The 15,216-nt window shown below is 71.2% G+C and carries 18 protein-coding genes; 5 read left to right on the top strand and 13 right to left on the bottom strand.

Going from position 1 to position 15,216, the window contains the following annotated elements:
- Positions 1 to 3: 3 nt before the first annotated feature.
- From atpA to ACQP00_RS06655, 6 genes are all read right to left on the bottom strand, one after another.
- Positions 4 to 1,641 (bottom strand): F0F1 ATP synthase subunit alpha, encoded by a 1,638-nt coding sequence (atpA, locus tag ACQP00_RS06680; RefSeq protein WP_433215869.1) that lies wholly within the window; start codon positions 1,639 to 1,641, stop codon positions 4 to 6.
- Between the two features lie 38 nt (positions 1,642 to 1,679).
- Positions 1,680 to 2,501, bottom strand: a complete 822-nt coding sequence (locus ACQP00_RS06675; RefSeq protein WP_433215866.1) for a F0F1 ATP synthase subunit delta — start codon at positions 2,499 to 2,501, stop codon at positions 1,680 to 1,682.
- Positions 2,498 to 3,046 (bottom strand): F0F1 ATP synthase subunit B, encoded by a 549-nt coding sequence (locus ACQP00_RS06670; RefSeq protein ID WP_433215864.1) that lies wholly within the window; start codon positions 3,044 to 3,046, stop codon positions 2,498 to 2,500. Before ACQP00_RS06670 ends, ACQP00_RS06675 begins: the two co-directional genes overlap by 4 nt.
- 30 nt (positions 3,047 to 3,076) lie before the next feature.
- Positions 3,077 to 3,304, bottom strand: coding sequence for an ATP synthase F0 subunit C (gene atpE / locus ACQP00_RS06665; protein ID WP_433057190.1), 228 nt, complete (start codon positions 3,302 to 3,304; stop codon positions 3,077 to 3,079).
- A 115-nt stretch (positions 3,305 to 3,419) separates the two neighbouring features.
- A complete protein-coding gene (atpB, locus tag ACQP00_RS06660) occupies positions 3,420 to 4,196 on the bottom strand; it encodes a F0F1 ATP synthase subunit A (RefSeq protein WP_433215861.1) in 777 nt (258 codons plus the stop codon).
- 37 nt (positions 4,197 to 4,233) lie between these two features.
- Positions 4,234 to 4,449, bottom strand: coding sequence for an AtpZ/AtpI family protein (locus ACQP00_RS06655; RefSeq protein ID WP_433057188.1), 216 nt, complete (start codon positions 4,447 to 4,449; stop codon positions 4,234 to 4,236).
- Positions 4,450 to 4,675: 226 nt separating this feature from the next.
- On the opposite strand from ACQP00_RS06655, the gene ACQP00_RS06650 reads away from it, so the two are divergent.
- Entirely contained in the window at positions 4,676 to 5,119 is a 444-nt protein-coding gene (locus tag ACQP00_RS06650) for a hypothetical protein (RefSeq protein WP_433215858.1), read from the top strand.
- Here the strand turns inward: ACQP00_RS06650 and ACQP00_RS06645 are convergent, their stop codons facing one another.
- Both ACQP00_RS06645 and glyA read right to left on the bottom strand, forming a co-directional pair.
- Positions 5,120 to 5,512 (bottom strand): hypothetical protein, encoded by a 393-nt coding sequence (locus tag ACQP00_RS06645; protein WP_433215855.1) that lies wholly within the window; start codon positions 5,510 to 5,512, stop codon positions 5,120 to 5,122.
- Positions 5,509 to 6,759 carry a serine hydroxymethyltransferase gene (gene glyA / locus ACQP00_RS06640; RefSeq protein WP_433215852.1) on the bottom strand — a complete coding sequence of 417 codons (1,251 nt, stop codon included), beginning with the start codon at positions 6,757 to 6,759 and terminating at the stop codon, positions 5,509 to 5,511. The genes ACQP00_RS06645 and glyA overlap by 4 nt, the downstream gene beginning before the upstream one ends.
- 43 nt (positions 6,760 to 6,802) lie before the next feature.
- On the opposite strand from glyA, the gene ACQP00_RS06635 reads away from it, so the two are divergent.
- The gene (locus ACQP00_RS06635; protein ID WP_433215849.1) at positions 6,803 to 8,290 is read left to right on the top strand and encodes an SDR family oxidoreductase; all 1,488 of its coding nucleotides are present in this window, start codon (positions 6,803 to 6,805) and stop codon (positions 8,288 to 8,290) included.
- Here the strand turns inward: ACQP00_RS06635 and ACQP00_RS06630 are convergent.
- Positions 8,247 to 8,822: a phosphotyrosine protein phosphatase gene (locus ACQP00_RS06630; protein ID WP_433215846.1), complete on the bottom strand. Its 576-nt coding sequence runs from the start codon at positions 8,820 to 8,822 to the stop codon at positions 8,247 to 8,249. The genes ACQP00_RS06635 and ACQP00_RS06630 overlap by 44 nt on opposite strands.
- The gene (locus tag ACQP00_RS06625; RefSeq protein WP_433215843.1) at positions 8,822 to 9,460 is read right to left on the bottom strand and encodes an L-threonylcarbamoyladenylate synthase; all 639 of its coding nucleotides are present in this window, start codon (positions 9,458 to 9,460) and stop codon (positions 8,822 to 8,824) included. The genes ACQP00_RS06630 and ACQP00_RS06625 overlap by 1 nt, the downstream gene beginning before the upstream one ends.
- Positions 9,461 to 9,620: 160 nt before the next feature.
- On the opposite strand from ACQP00_RS06625, the gene ACQP00_RS06620 reads away from it, so the two are divergent.
- A complete protein-coding gene (locus tag ACQP00_RS06620; protein WP_433215840.1) occupies positions 9,621 to 10,697 on the top strand; it encodes a GNAT family N-acetyltransferase in 1,077 nt (358 codons plus the stop codon).
- Between the two features lie 14 nt (positions 10,698 to 10,711).
- On the top strand, positions 10,712 to 11,710 hold the full coding sequence (locus ACQP00_RS06615) for a glycosyltransferase (protein ID WP_433215838.1): 999 nt from the start codon (positions 10,712 to 10,714) through the stop codon (positions 11,708 to 11,710).
- Here ACQP00_RS06615 and ACQP00_RS06610 read toward each other — a convergent pair.
- The gene (locus ACQP00_RS06610) at positions 11,694 to 12,377 is read right to left on the bottom strand and encodes a polysaccharide deacetylase family protein (protein WP_433215835.1); all 684 of its coding nucleotides are present in this window, start codon (positions 12,375 to 12,377) and stop codon (positions 11,694 to 11,696) included. The two genes, ACQP00_RS06615 and ACQP00_RS06610, sit on opposite strands and share 17 nt — an antisense overlap.
- A complete protein-coding gene (locus ACQP00_RS06605) occupies positions 12,370 to 13,485 on the bottom strand; it encodes a glycosyltransferase family 4 protein (RefSeq protein ID WP_433215832.1) in 1,116 nt (371 codons plus the stop codon). The genes ACQP00_RS06610 and ACQP00_RS06605 overlap by 8 nt, the downstream gene beginning before the upstream one ends.
- Before the next feature lie 307 nt (positions 13,486 to 13,792).
- Here ACQP00_RS06605 and ACQP00_RS06600 point away from each other — a divergent pair, with 307 nt between their 5' ends.
- The gene (locus ACQP00_RS06600; protein WP_433215829.1) at positions 13,793 to 14,404 is read left to right on the top strand and encodes an acyltransferase; all 612 of its coding nucleotides are present in this window, start codon (positions 13,793 to 13,795) and stop codon (positions 14,402 to 14,404) included.
- On the opposite strand, the gene ACQP00_RS06595 is transcribed toward ACQP00_RS06600, so the two are convergent.
- Complete coding sequence (locus ACQP00_RS06595; protein ID WP_433215827.1) at positions 14,395 to 15,051, bottom strand: hypothetical protein; 657 nt, start codon at positions 15,049 to 15,051, stop codon at positions 14,395 to 14,397. The genes ACQP00_RS06600 and ACQP00_RS06595 overlap by 10 nt on opposite strands.
- Between the last annotated feature and the right edge of the window lie 165 nt (positions 15,052 to 15,216).

Raw genomic sequence — 15,216 nt, 5'->3', positions numbered from 1 at the left:
GCGTCAGCCCGACTTCCGGACCTGGCGGGTCACGGTCTCGCGCTTCTGCTCCCCCTCGAGGGCCTTGGCCGGTGCGTCGTTGACCGACACCTCGTCGCCCTTGCCCGAGAAGACCTGCTTGAAGTTGTCGATCGCCTTGGTCAGGCCCTCGATCGTCGACTGCTCGAGCTTCTTGCTCGAAGCGATCGCGTCCAGCAGCTCCTTGTGGCTGGAGTGCAGGTGCTGCAGGAACTCGGTCTCGAAGCGGCGGATGTCGCCCACGGCGATCGAGTCCAGCTGGCCGGTGGTGCCGGCCCACACGGAGACGATCTCCTCCTCGACCGAGAACGGCGAGTACTGCGGCTGCTTGAGCAGCTCGACCAGGCGGGCACCCTTGTCCAGCTGGGCGCGGGAGGCCTTGTCCAGGTCCGAGGCGAACGCGGAGAACGCCTCGAGCTCGCGGTACTGCGCCAGGTCCAGCCGCAGCCGGCCGGCGACGTCCTTCATGCCCTTGACCTGGGCCGAGCCACCCACCCGGGAGACCGACGTGCCGACGTTGATGGCCGGCCGCACACCCTGGTTGAACAGGTCGGACTCGAGGAAGACCTGGCCGTCGGTGATGGAGATGACGTTGGTCGGGATGTAGGCCGAGATGTCGTTGGCCTTGGTCTCGATGATCGGCAGGCCGGTCATCGAGCCGCCGCCGAGCTCCTCGGACAGCTTCGCGCAGCGCTCGAGCAGCCGCGAGTGCAGGTAGAAGACGTCACCGGGGTACGCCTCGCGGCCCGGCGGGCGGCGCAGCAGCAGCGACACGGCGCGGTAGGCCTCGGCCTGCTTGGTGAGGTCGTCGAACACGATCAGGACGTGCTTGCCGCCGTACATCCAGTGCTGCCCGATGGACGAGCCGGTGTAGGGGGCGAGGTACTTGAAGCCGGCCGGGTCGTCCGCCGGGGAGGCCACGATGGTGGTGTACTCCATCGCGCCCTGCTCTTCGAGGGTGCCCTTGATCGCGGCGATGGTGGTCGCCTTCTGCCCGATCGCGACGTAGATGCAGCGCACCTGCCGCTTCGGGTCGCCCGACTTCCAGTTGTCGCGCTGGTTGATGATCGTGTCGAGCGCGACCGTGGTCTTACCGGTCTTGCGGTCGCCGATGATCAGCTGGCGCTGGCCGCGGCCGATGGCGGTCATGGCGTCGATCGCCTTGATGCCGGTCTGCAGCGGCTCCTTGACGGGCTGGCGGGCCATCACGTTCGGGGCCTGCAGCTCGAGCTCGCGGAAGCCCTCGTTCGGGATCTCGCCGCGGTCGTCGATGGGCTGGCCCAGCGGGTTGACCACGCGGCCCAGGAAGGCGTCGCCGACCGGGACCGAGAGCACTCGGCCGGTCCGCTTGACCTGCTGGCCCTCCTCGATGCCCTCGAACTTGCCGAGGACGACGACGCCGATCTCGCGGACGTCGAGGTTGAGCGAGACGCCGAGCGTGCCGTCCTCGAACTCGAGCAGTTCGTTGGCCATCGTCGAGGGGAGGCCCTCGACCTGGGCGATACCGTCGCCGGCGTAGGAAACGACGCCGACCTCCTCGCGGGAGACCTTTGCGTCGACGGACGACACGTAGCGCTCGAGTGCGCCCCGAATGTCGTCCGAGGAGATGGTCAGCTCGGCCATCCTCAACCTTCTATCTGGAGTATCAAGCTTCGGGGTAATTACTTCGAGAGCGCCGTCTTCGCCTCGGCGAGACGCCGGGCGACCGTGCCGTCGTACAGGTCGGAACCGACCTTGACCCGCACGCCTCCGATGATGCGCGGATCGACGTCCACCTTGATGGAGACATTCCGACCGTACAGCTCGGCCAGACGGTCGGCGAGCCGCTGCTCCTCGGCGCCGGTCAGCGCGACGGCGGTGGTGACGTAGGCCACCGACCGGTCCCGCTTCGCGGCGGCCAGCTCGACCAGGCGGGTCAGCGAGCTGTCGTAGCCGCGGCCGCCGAAGCCGGCGACCGCCAGCCGGGCCAGGCTCAGCGTGGCCGGCTTGGCCTTGCCCTCGAGCAGGCTCGCGACCAGGTCCGTGCGGGCCGCGGCCGGGGCGGTGGAGTCGCCCAGCGCACCCGCGAGGCGGACGTCGCCGGAGACGATCTGGCTGAAGCGGAAGAGCTCGTCCTCCACGTCGGCCAGGTCCCCGCCGCGGTCGGCCGCGGAGAGCAGGGCCTCGACGCCGAGCTGCTCGACGCCGTCGAGCAGCGCGCCCGGCCCGGACCAGCGCCCGGTGACCAGCGTGGCGAGCAGCTCGACGGTCTGGCCGCCGACCTTGCCCGACAGCAGCGAGGTGATCAGCTCGGCCCGGTCGGTGCCCTGGCGGGCCGGGTCGGCCAGCGCCCGGCGCAGCCGCGGCTCGCGCCGCAGCAGGTCCGCGACGGCGAGGATCTCGTCGGCGACCGTCGAGATCGCGGTGACGTCAGCGCTCGCCGAGAACTCGGCGAGCTTGTCGGCCGCGGCCCCGTAGGCCTCCTTGTTGATGTTTTCCATCAACGCCGCCCGGCGGCACCGGCCGCGTCGCCGTCGCCGATCTCCTCGAGGAACCGCTCCACCGTGCCACGGCGGCGGGCCTCCTCCTCGAGGGACTCGCCGACGATGCGACCGGCCAGGTCGACCGCGAGCGAGCCGATCTCGGCGCGCAGCTGGCGGACGATGGTCTGCCGCTCGGTCTGCAGGGCCTCGCGGCCCGCCGCGATGATGCGGTCGCTCTCCTCGCGGGCCTTGGCGAGGATGTCCTCGCGGATGCCCGTCGCGTCGGCGCGCGCCTCGTCGCGGATGCGGGCCGCCTCGGTGCGGGCCTCGGCCAGCTGCTCCTTGTACTGCTGGAGCAGCTGGTTCGCCTCGGCCTGCGCCTCCTCGGCGCGCTTGATGCCGCCCTCGATCGCGTCGACCCGGGCGCGGAAGGTCTCCTCCATGCGCGGGAAGACGAACTTCATGAGCACGAAGCAGAGGATGCCGAAGGCGATGAGGCCGACGACGATCTCCTGCCAGATCGGGATGATCGGGTTGTGCTCGCCTTCTGCTGCGTAAATCAGCATGGGAAACCTCCCGGCTAGATCGAAGGGAGGTTACTTGCCGAACACGAAGCCGAAGGCGATACCCAGCAGGGCCAGCGCCTCGACCACGGCGAAGCCGAGGAACATGTAGGTACGGGTCAGACCGGCCGACTCGGGCTGACGCGCGGTCGACTGGATGTACGACGCGAAGACGATGCCGACGCCGATGCCAGGGCCGATCGCGGCGAGGCCGTAACCGACCGCGGCCATCGAACCGGTGATCTCTGCCAGAGCAGCCATTTGTGAATCCTCCTGGGATCTCGCGTGACTTCTTTCACGCGGGACAACTGAAAAAGGTGGAGCAACAACGCTTTCGAAGACCGAAGCGGGGGTTGAAACGAAGTGTCGGGGCGACTCAGTGCTCGTCGGCCAGGGTGCCGGCGAGGTAGTTCGCCGTCAGCAGCGTGAAGACGTAGGCCTGCAGGGCGGCGATCAGCAGCTCGAAGAACGTGAGCAGGATCGTCATCACCCAGGAGACCAGCGAGATCGGCTTGAGGAACAGGCTGTCCGCGTTGAGCAGTGCGAAGCCGCCGAGCGTGAACACCAGCAGCAGCATGTGCCCGGCGAACATGTTGGCGAAGAGTCGCAGCGCCAGCGTGAGCGGCTGCAGGATGAACGTCTGCAGGGCCTCGATCGGCAGCAGCAGGGGCTGCATGAACCACGGGGCCGGCAGGACCGTCGCGTGCTTGAGGTAGCCGACGAAGCCGTGCTTCTTGAAGCCCTGGTACAGGTACAGGAAGTAGGTGCACAGCGCCAGCATCAGCGGGAAGGCGATGTGGGCCATCGGCGAGACCTGGATGAACGGCACGATCGAGAAGACGTTGCCGACCAGGATGAACAGGAACAGGCTGGCCAGGTAGGGCGCGAACTTGAGGCCGTGGTGGCCGATGACGTCCTTGGCCACGCCCTCGCGCACGAACCCGTAGATGCTCTCGGCGAGCCACTGGCCCTTCGTCGGCACGATCTTCGGGCTGCGGTAGGCGATCAGGAAGAAGACGATCACGATCGCGGCCGCCAGCCACAGGAACAGGCTGAACTTGGTAAGCCACTCCGGACCGCCGAACAGCGCGGGCGGGTAGATGTCGTCCACGCTGGGCGGGAAGGGCACCTCCGCCAGAACCTGAGCGCTCACCACGTTCCTCTCGATGTATATGTATGCACCGGGGGCCTCAGGCGCCCAGCTTCTTGACTACCAGGTAGATACCGAGGGCCGCGCCCATCACGCATCCTGCTCCGGTTGCGTATCCGTCCCAGCCGAGCCAACGGTCGACGAGCCAGCCGACGAATCCCCATACGGCGATGCCCGAGATGAGGTATCCGACGGCGGCCCAACCCGTGTTGGCGCCTTCCGAACCGGACTGCTTGGGTGTCTGGTTACTCGCCATGACGCGAGGACCATATCAGCCTGCCGGGAGCACCCGTGCATCGACCCCCGCGTGCTTCTCGCGCGGGGGTTCGCTCATCGGGCCGGGGCCATCAACCGGCGGACGTCAACGCTACTACTCATAGCCGTCGCGGAGGGTCATCTACACGACTGACGCGTGAGTGAATGTTGCGCACGGTCACCCCCTGAGGGTTAGCTGAGAGCTCAGCATAACCTTCGGTGCTCGGGTGGTGACCTTGCGCAACGCCGTCATCGCATTCTTCCTGATCCTCGCGGCCGTCGTGGTGACGAAGACCGGCCGCGACCAGACACCCCGTCCCGTCGGCGGGATCACGGGGACGCTGTGCTCCATATCACCACAGCGCGTGACGCTGCGTGATGGAAACCTCGTCGCCGGCGCGCAGTACCACTGCGACTCACCCGGCCCGGATCGCCTGGCGCTGACCGTCCGGCTGCAGCGCAGTACCGATGCGGGATGGAAAACGGTCGCTGAGCAGACCTTTGCCGCGAGCAAGGGCGAGACGTTGCGCTCCGTGCCCGCGGACCGGCGGACCCGTCAGGTCGCCGCGGCCTGCCAGCCGGGCACATATCGAACAGCGGCGGAATGGTCGGTGAACGGCGGCCGAACCGGCGCGGCGCTCGGGGCCGAGCGCCGCAATCCCTGCCGCTGACTACTGGATCTCGACGTAGGGGATCTTGGCCCGCCACACCCACACCGCGTGCGCGGTCATCCAGGCGATGACGGCCACGATCACCGCGACGCCCATCCAGGGCAGCCCGGCCCACTCCGTGTTCAGGGCGGCCCACATGGCCAGGCCGATGAACGTGAACTTGATGACGTAGGTCGCCATCGCCACCGGCAGCAGCAGGTGCCGCGCCTTCAGGTCGGTCCAGGCGATGACCAGGCTGGAGACCACGTAGCTCACGGTGACCAGCGCGACCCCGGCCGCGTCGCCGGCCACGCCCGTCCAGCCGTCCCGCCACAGCGCGATCGGCACGGTCACGACCAGCACGATCGCCATGGCGAGGAGCTGGGCGGGGAGGTGGTTCAGCCGCTTCATCATCGAGACGAAGGATACGCGGGGAACGCCGCGGTGAGCTCCCGCACCTGATCCCCCACCGCCTTGCCGCGCACCGCGGCCGAGATGAGCGCCGCGATCTCCAGCATCTCCGGCTCCTTCATGCCCTGCGTGGTGACCGACGGGGTGCCGACCCGGATGCCGGAGGCGGTCATCGGCTTCTCCGGGTCGAAGGGGATGGCGTTCTTGTTCAGCGTGATGCCGCTGGCGTCGCAGCGCTCCTCCGCGTCCCGGCCGGTGATCTGCAGCCCGCGCAGGTCGACGAGGGCCAGGTGGGTGTCGGTGCCGCCGGAGACCGGGCGCATCCCCTCCCCTTCCAGCCCGGCGGCCAGCGCCCGCGCGTTGGCCACCACCTGGCGGGCGTAGTCGGCGTACGCGGGCTGGGCCGCCTCCTTGAGCGCGACCGCCTTGGCCGCGACGGCGTGCATGAGCGGGCCGCCCTGGGTGAACGGGAACACCGCCTTGTCGATGCGCTGGGCCAGCCGCTCCCGGCACAGGATCATGCCGCCGCGGGGGCCGCGCAGCACCTTGTGCGTGGTCGCGCAGACCACGTCGGCGAAGGGCACCGGCGACGGGATGGCCCCGCCCGCGACCAGGCCGATGAAGTGGGCCGCGTCGACCATCAGGTAGGCCCCGACCTCGTCGGCGATCTCGCGGAAGCGGGCGAAGTCGATCAGCCGGGGGTACGCGGTGGCGCCGCAGATGATCAGCTTCGGCCGGTGGGCCAGCGCGAGGTCGCGGACCTCGTCGTAGTCGATGAGCTCGTCCTCCTTGCGCACCGGGTAGCCCACCGTGTCGAACCACTTGCCGGAGAAGTTGACCTTGCTGCCGTGGGTCAGGTGCCCGCCGTGCGGCAGTTCCATGGCGAGCACGGTGTCGCCGGGCATCAGCAGCGCGGCGTACGCGGCCAGGTTCGCGCTCGCCCCGCTGTGCGGCTGCAGGTTGGCGTGCTCGGCGCCGAAGAGGGCCCGGGCCCGCTCGATGCCGAGGGTCTCGGCCCGGTCGATCTCGGCGCAGCCGCCGTAGTAGCGCCGGCCCGGGTAGCCCTCGGCGTACTTGTTGGTGAGCGTCGAGCCGAGCACCGCGAGCACGGCCGGCGAGGTGAGGTTCTCGCTTGCGATCAACTGGAGCCCGCCGCGCAGGCGCGCGAGCTCGTCGAGGACGACGTCGGCGATCTCGGGATCGGTGCCCCGCAGCGCGTCGAAGTCGGGCCCCCAGTAGGTGTCGCCCATGAAATGAGTCTAGGGGCCGATTGCGCAGGGTAAGCATGAAGTCATGCGATGTCTGGTGACCGGCGCGACCGGATACGTCGGCGGCCGCCTGGTGCCGCGCCTGCTGGCGGCCGGGCACGAGGTGCGCTGCCTGACCCGCGACGCGCGGCGGCTGCGCGACGTGCCCTGGGCCGCCCGGGTCGACGTCGCGGAGGGTGACGTCGCGGAGGACGCCGGCCTGGCCGCCGCGATGGAGGGCGTCGAGGTGGCCTACTACCTGGTGCACGCCCTGGGTCAGGAGTCCTTCGAGGACGTCGACCGGCTCAGCGCGCTCAACTTCGCCATCGCGTGCGAGCGGGCCGGGGTGGAGCGGATCGTGTACCTCGGCGGGCCCGTGCCTTCCGGAAAGGCCTCCGCGCACCTGCGCTCCCGCGGCGAGGTCGGCGACATCTTCCTGCGCTGCGCGGTCCCGGCCACGGTCCTGCGGGCCGCGGTCATCATCGGTTCGGGGTCGGCGTCGTTCGAGATGCTGCGGTACCTCACCGAGCGCCTGCCCGCCATGGTCACGCCGAAGTGGGTCCGCAACCGGGTCCAGCCGATCGCCATCCGCGACGTGCTGCGCTATCTCGTCGCCGCCGCCACCGTCTTCCCGCCGCCGGTCAACCGGGCCTTCGACATCGGCGGGCCGGACGTGCTCACCTATGCCGAGCTGATGCAGCGGTACGCCCGCATCGCCCACCTCCGCCGCCGGCTCCTCGTCCCGGTGCGCGCCCTGTCCCCGCGCCTGTCGTCGTACTGGGTCGGCCTGGTCACCCCGGTGCCCAACCGGATCGCCCGGCCCCTCGTGGACAGCCTGATCCACGAGGCGGTCTGCACCGAGCACGACATCGCGCGGTACGTCCCCGACCCGCACGACGGGCTGACCGGCTTCGACACCGCCGTCACGCTCGCCCTGCGCCGCGTCCGCGCCGCCGACGTGGAGACCCGCTGGTCGGGCGCGACGCCGCTGGGCGCCCCGAGCGACCCGCTCCCGAGCGACCCGGCCTGGTCCGGCGGCAGCGCCTACCGCGACGAGCGGGCGCACTACACCCCGGCCACCCCGGAGCAGCTCTGGCGGGTCATCGAGTCGATCGGCGGGGAGCGCGGCTGGTACTCCTCCCGCCTGGCCTGGGCCCTGCGCGGCGGCATCGACCGGCTCTTCGGCGGGGCCGGGCAGCGCCGGGGGCGGCGGGACCAGCACCGGCTGTACGCCGGGGAGGCCGTCGACTTCTGGCGGGTCGAGGAGATCGTCCCGGGCGAGCTGCTGCGGCTGCGGGCGGAGATGAAACTGCCCGGGCGCGCGTGGCTGGAGCTGCGGGCCGCGGCCGACGAGGCCGGGCGCACCGTCTACGAGCAGGTCCTCGTGTTCGTCCCGCGCGGCCTGGCCGGGCACGCCTACTGGCGCTCGGTCGCGCCCCTCCACGGCCTGGTCTTCGGCCGGATGGCCCGCAACATCGCCCGCGCAGCCGTCAGGGAGCCGGAAACAAGGCCCGCGCGAGCGGCCGCGTCGTAGCGTGGATCTCGTCGGCGACCCGGCTGAAGTACGCGTCCGCGCGGCCCCACGGGTCGTCCAGCTCGTCCGCGGGCCGGGCCGGCTGCCCCGCCCGGGCCCGGTCGGCCGCCTCGACCAGGGCCACCCCGCGCTCGTACGCGCCGGCCAGCCCGTCCGGCAGCCGCACGTCGCGGATCAGCCGCCCGAACTCGCCGAAGACGAACGTGCGCGCGGCCGCGTCCGGGCGCAGCGCCACCACGAAGTCGACCTGCTCGATCGTCGCGGTCAGCACCAGGTCGGACCCGTCGACGTGCTCGCCCAGCAGCTTGCGCGCCTTGAACCCGTCGACCGTGCCGCCCCGGGCCAGCACCTGCCGGGCCGCCTGGGCGTCCATCGGCTCGCCCGCGTGCCAGCCGCCGGTGCCGGCGCCGTGCACGTACAGCTGGCCGGCGTCGCCCCCGAGCGCGAGCGCGTCGGCCACGAGCAGCCGCTCGGCCATCGGCGACCGGCAGATGTTGCCCATGCAGACGCACAGGACGCTGAACGGCGCCATCAGGCCTCGAGGGCGATGAGGTCGGGGACGACCTCGCGCAGCTTCTCCAGCGGGATGGCGCCCGCGCGCAGCACCCGGTGCTCGCCGCCGACGACCGAGATGATCGTGCTGGCCACCGGCTCGGGGCAGGGGCCGCCCTCCAGGTACACGCTGACCGAGTAGCCGAGCTGGTCGCGGGCCTCGGCGGCGGTCTCGGCCGGCGGCTGCCCGTGCTTGTTGGCCGAGGAGACGGCCATCGGGCCGGTCTCGCGCAGCACCTCCAGCGCGATGGGGTGCAGGGGCATCCGGACCGCGACGGTACCGTCGTTGCTGCCCAGGTCCCACTGCAGGCTCGGCGCGTGCTCGACCACGATGGTCAGCGCGCCCGGCCAGAACGCGTCGACCAGGTCGCGGGCGGCCTGGGGCAGGCCGAACACCAGCCCGTCGAGCGTGTGCCGGGACCCGACCAGCACCGGCACCGGCGTCGTGCGGCCCTTGGCGTTGTTGAGCGCGGTGACCGACCACGTCTTGAACGCGTCGGCACCGATGCCGTAGACGGTGTCGGTCGGCATGACGACGAGGTCCCCGCGGCCGACGGCCTCGATCGCGGCGGCAATCCCACGCTCGCGCTCGGCGAGCACGCTGCAGTCGTAGAGCATCACGAGACGCTAGTCTGCCACCCGTCCAATGACGGCGAACGGTGGCCGTCCGGTGCGCATAGCCGACACCTGAGACGGTTTCGGCATCGCGCGCCGGACCGGCAGGATGAACGCGCCCCGGACGACGCGCCGCGCGAAGCGATGTTGGGAGAAGACACTGGTGAAGATCTCGGTGGTCCGAGCGCCTGAGCTCGGCCCGGCGGAACTCGACCGATGGCGCGGCCTGCAGCAGGCCGAACCGGCCCTGAACAGCCCGTTCCTCTCCCCCGAGTTCACGCTCGCGGTCGCCCGGGTGCGGCCCGCCGCGCGGGTCGCGGTGCTGGAGGACGGCCAGGAGATCGTCGGCTTCTTCCCCTACGAGGTGCGCCGGCGGGTCATCGGGGTGCCGATCGGCTACGGCATCTCCGACTGCCAGGGCCTGGTGCACGCCAAGGGCCTGGACTGGGATCCGATCGCCCTGCTGCGCGCGTGCGGCCTGCCCGTCTGGGAGTTCGACCACCTGATGGGCGACCAGGCGCCGTTCGCCCCGTATCACACGGAAACGACCGGTTCGCCGATCATGGACCTGGCCGGCGGGTACGAGGACTACCTGGCCGACCGGATGAAGGCCGGCGACGTGGTCCGCCAGGCCAACCGCAAGCAGCGGGGCATGGTGCGCGACCTCGGCGAGGAGCGCTTCGTCTGGCAGGACGAGAGCCCGGCCGCGTTCGACGCGCTGCGGGAGTGGAAGTCGGCGCAGTACAAGCGGACGCAGCAGTACGACCGGTTCAACACCCCGTGGATCCGCGACGTCATCGACGACCTGATGACCTCGGACGCGCCGGGCTGCCGGGCCGTCGTCTCCACCATCTACGCGGGCGACCGGCCGGTCGCGGCCCACCTCGGGCTGCGCAGCGAGTCGGTGCTCGCCTACTGGTTCCCCTCCTACGACACCGACCTGCACAAGTACTCGGCCGGCATCCTGCTCTGCCTGCGCATGGCCGAGGCCGGGGCCAAGGACGGGATCGGCCACATCGACCTGGGCAAGTCGCACGCGCAGTACAAGGAGCGGCTGCGCAACAACGAGCTTCCGGTGGCCGCGGGCCGGGTCGGCCGGTCCTGGTCGGTGACCTCGGCGCGCAAGGCGCAGGAGGCGCTGACCCGCTCCGTGAAGTCCGGCAAGGTCGGCGACGCCCTGCGCAGCGGCCGCACCGGCAAGGTCCTGCGCATGGTGAAGTCCCGGCTGGCCGGTCGATGAGGCAGGGAGACGAAGTGACCAGCGAGGAAGTGACCAACGACGCATGCGTCGCGGTCGTGGTGGTGACGTACAACAGCGAGCGGCTGCTGCCGGACCTGCTGGCGTCGCTCGGGCCCGGGCTGGACGGCGTCGCGTGGCATCTGACGGTCGCTGACAATGCGAGCGCCGACGGTACCGTCGAAGCCCTCAAAACCCTCGCGCCCGAGGCCACCATCGTGCAGATGAACCGGAACGCGGGCTACGCGGCGGGCATCAACGCGGCGGTGGCGGCGGCCCGTCCGCACACCGCCATCCTGGTGCTCAACCCGGACGTGCGGCTGGCGAAGGGCTGCATCGGCACGCTGCTGGAGACCCTGCGCACGCCCGGCACCGGGCTGGCCGTGCCGCGCCTGGAGAACGGCGACGGCACGCTCATCCCGACCCTGCGCCGCGAGCCGTCGGTCCCGCGCATCCTCGGCGACGCGGTCATGGGCGCCCGCCGGGCCGGCCGGATCCCGGTGCTCGGCGAGGTCGTCACCGACGACCGGCAGTACGAGCGGGAGAACGTCGCCGACTGGGCCGAGGGGTCCACGCTGCTCATCAGCGCCGAGTGCTGGCAGCGCTGCGCGCCCTGGGACGAGTCGTACTTCCTCTACTCCGAGGAGACCGACTTCGCCCTGCGCGCCCGCGACGCCGGCTTCGCCACCCGCTACAACCCGGCGGCCCGGGCGGTGCACCTGGAGGGCGACTCGCGGGTCTCGCCGCGGCTGTGGGCACTGCTCACGACGAACCGCGTCCGGCTGTACCGGCGGCGGCACTCGGCCGTGAGCGCGGGCGCCTACTGGACCGTGCTGCTGATACGCGAGGCGAGCCGCGCGGTGACGGGCAAGCCGCAGAGCCGCCTGGCCACCCGGGCCCTGCTGAGCCCGGCGCGGCTGCGGGAGACGCCGGGGCCCTGGACGGTACACCCGGCGGCTTCGAAACCCGCTCCGGGCGAGCAACCGCCGGCCCCGGTGGTCATCGAAGGCGCTTGACCGTCCCGGCCAGCGCGTTGCGGGTCCGTCGGGCCGGCGTGCGGCTGGCCGCGATCTGGGCCCGGAACGACTCGACGGTGTCGCCGTTGCGGATGCTGAACCGGGGCTGCAGCCAGCGGCCCTGGCGGGCGTACCGGCGGTCGCTGGTGAACACCTCGGTGTAGCCGAGCCGGCGCAGCTCCGTGAGGCACGCGCGGTCGTACTGGCCGAGCGGGCAGGCGGCCCGGTCGACCGGCGCCCCGACCACCTCGGCGAGCCGCTCGCGGGCGTGCACGAACTCGTCCCGGCGGGCGGCCTCGGCAAGCCCGCGCCACGGGTGGTGGTGCATGCCGTGGGTACCGATGCCCATGCCCTTGTCCCGCAGCTCGCGCACCGCGTCGGCGTCCAGGCTGCCGGCCGAGCGCAGCCGCCCGGCCAGCACGAAGAAATCGGCGGTCAGCCCGCGCTCCAGCAGCGCCGGCAGGCCGATCGTGAGGTCCGACGTGTTGCTGTCGTCGAAGCTGAGCCGCAGCGCCGGCAGGGCGCCCGCCGCCTCGGCCGCCACCAGGTCGTCCAGGACGCGCAGGAACGTGTCCTCGTCGACCCAGTAGACGTCCTCGCCCGGCTCCAGCTCCCGTTCCGGCTTGCCGATCCCGTGGAACAGGACGTTCAGGACTTCCTCAGCCATTCGTGCCCACGCTCCGGCGCAGCCGCTTGGCCAGCAGCCGGTGCCACACCGCGACATACGCGCGGCTCTGGTGCTCCCAGGACAGCTCGTCGGCGAAGCGGGCCAGCCCGACCTCGCGCATCTTCTGCCGCCCGGCCGGGTCGTCGAGCAGCCCGTTGATGGCCGTCGCGTACTCGTGCGCGGTGCCGTGCTCGACGTACTCCGCGGCCTCGCCCGCGCTGCGCCGCGTCTCGATGAGGTCGGCCGCGACGACCGGGACCCCGCGCCCGAGGTACTCCACCGTCTTGGCCATCGTCGAGAGGTTGTTCATCCGCGTCGGCAGGTCGGGCTGGATGGCCACGGTCGCCTTGCGCAGCAGCGCGTCGATCGCCGGGCCCTCGAGCCAGCCGGTGAACTCGACCACACCGCCGAGGCCGCGGTCGGCCGCCAGCTTGGTCAGCGCGGGCAGGCTCTCGCCGTCGCCGGCGATGACCATCCGCCAGTCGTTGCGCGGGCGCAGCCGGGTCAGCTCGTCGGCGGCCAGGACCGCACCCTCCACATTGTCCTGTGGGCCGAGCACGCCGAGATAGACGATCGTGTGCTCGTCCTGCGGCTCCGGCGCGGCGCCCGGGTCGACCGGCTTGATCTCGCCGGCGCTCGGGCCGTTGCGCACCACGGTCACCTTCGCCGGCCGCACGCCGCGGGCGAGCGCGTTGTCGCGGTAGGACTCGTTGGTGGCGAAGACCGCGGTCGCCGTGCGCAGCGTGAGCCACTCCATGGCGACGAGCGTCTGGTAGACCGCGCCGACCGGCGCCCCCGAGCGGGTGGCGTAGATCTCGGGGCACAGGTCGTGGTGGTCGAACACCCAGGGCCGGCCCATCGCGCGGAACACGAGGGCCAGCGGCCAGTAGATGTCCGGCGGGTTGCAGACCTGCACGGCGTGCGCCCGCCCGGCGAGGACCTCGCCGAGGAGCCGCCACGCGATGCACAGGAACGACCACACGAACTCGACCGCGAACGTGACGACGCCGCTGCCGTACACCTTGACCGGATACGGCTTGAGGCGCGTGCCCCGGCTGCCCGGCAGGATCTTCAGCGCCGGGTCGCCCTTCGGGGCGATCACGGTCACGTCGAAACCATTGGCTTCGAGACTCAGACATTCGCGGATGACGCGACGGTCACGCTCCGCGGGCAGATTGGCCACGAGAATGGCGATCTGTGGCCGCGCGCTTGCCATGATTCGGATCGCCTCGTTCCGCCGTTGAGACATGAGAATACGGCTGTACGCTTTCGGACTCGTACGGCGAAGGCAATGGGCCGGTCAGGTGCCGAGGTGTCGCGTTTCTTACAACCGAATGCCGGCCCCGGATGTTTACCTCCGCCGGAAAGGCGCGGACGGTACGATGCCCCATTTTCGAGAACACGAGGGTGGCCCGATGGACGAGAACGTGAAGCCGGTCCGGGTGATGGACAGCGCCGACGTCGACGAGCGGGCCGAGATCGGCGCCGGGACGACCGTGTGGCACCTGGCCCAGATCCGCGAGGACGCGCGGCTCGGCCGCGACTGCATCATCGGCCGCGGCGCCTACGTGGGCCCCGGCGTGCGGCTCGGCGACAACGTGAAGCTGCAGAACTACGCCCTGGCCTACGAGCCGGCGGTGCTGGGCGACGGGGTCTTCCTCGGCCCGGCGGCGGTGCTGACCAACGACACCTACCCGCGCGCGGTCACCCCGGAGGGCCGGCTCAAGACGGGCGAGGACTGGGAGGCGGTCGGCGTGGTCATCGGCGACGGCGCCGCGATCGGGGCCCGCGCGGTGTGCGTGGCGCCGGTGACGATCGGGCGCTGGGCGCTCGTCGCGGCCGGGGCCGTGGTCGTGCACGACGTGCCCGACTTCGCGCTCGTGGCCGGGGTGCCCGCCCGCCGCATCGGCTGGGTCGGCCGGGCCGGGGTGCGCCTGGAGGCCAAGGACGACGGGCGCTTCGTGTGCCCGCAGACCGGGGTGGAGTACGTCGAGGCGGACGGGCGGTTGCGCGAGGCTCAGGCCTGAGCGGGTTCCAGCGCCGGTTCGCCGGCGGCCTTCCCGCGGCGGCGCCGCTGGAGGATCTCGTCGATCCACAGCGGCACCGCGAGCGTGGCCAGCCCGCCCAGCAGCGCCGAGCCGATCAGGGCCCGCTGGGACGAGTAGGACAGCTCGGTCGTGCTCGGCGGCACCAGCGTCGAGACGATGAAGCGCAGGTCCTGCCGCACGTTCCAGCGGTCCTGCAGTTCCGTGAGCTTGTCGACGAACGCCTGGCTCAGGATGTCCAGCGCCCGCAGGCTGCCCTGCTCGCTGTCGGTGGTGTTGGTCACCGCCAGCGACGAGATGACGTACCGCGGTTCCTGGTTGGTGCCGGTGTTGCGCGGCTCGAAGCTGTACTTGCCGGTCACCCCGGCCCGGCGGAACTCCTCCGCGTAGTCCGCCGTCTGCAGGCTCGTCGCGACGGCCGCGGCGGTGACCGCGATGGACGGGTTCAGCCCGGTCAGCGGGTTCGGCGAATCCTCCGAAATCGGGTACTTCACCACGAGAATCTCCGACGCCAGGTAGGTCGGGGCGACGTGGGCGGCCTGGTACCCGAGCGCTCCGGTCAGGACGAAGCCGACGACCACGAACGGCCACCGCCGGCCCAGCGCGCGGAGGACGTCGTTGAAGAACACGTCCCGGCACCTCCTCCGACTCGCGAACGCTACCCAAGTGCGGCCAATGGTGACATGATGGCGACCCGGCGCGCCAAGGAGCACAGAACCCGACTCATCGTGGGGTGGCCGACGCGCCTACGGGCCGTATAGCGTGTGGGCGAGCGCGGGACGCCACCCCATGTC

This window comes from Dactylosporangium sp. CS-047395 (assembly GCF_050942185.1).
Lineage (GTDB): Bacteria > Actinomycetota > Actinomycetes > Mycobacteriales > Micromonosporaceae > Dactylosporangium.
Note: the sequence above shows the minus strand (reverse complement) of the source record. Positions and strands in the feature narration are given on the sequence as shown.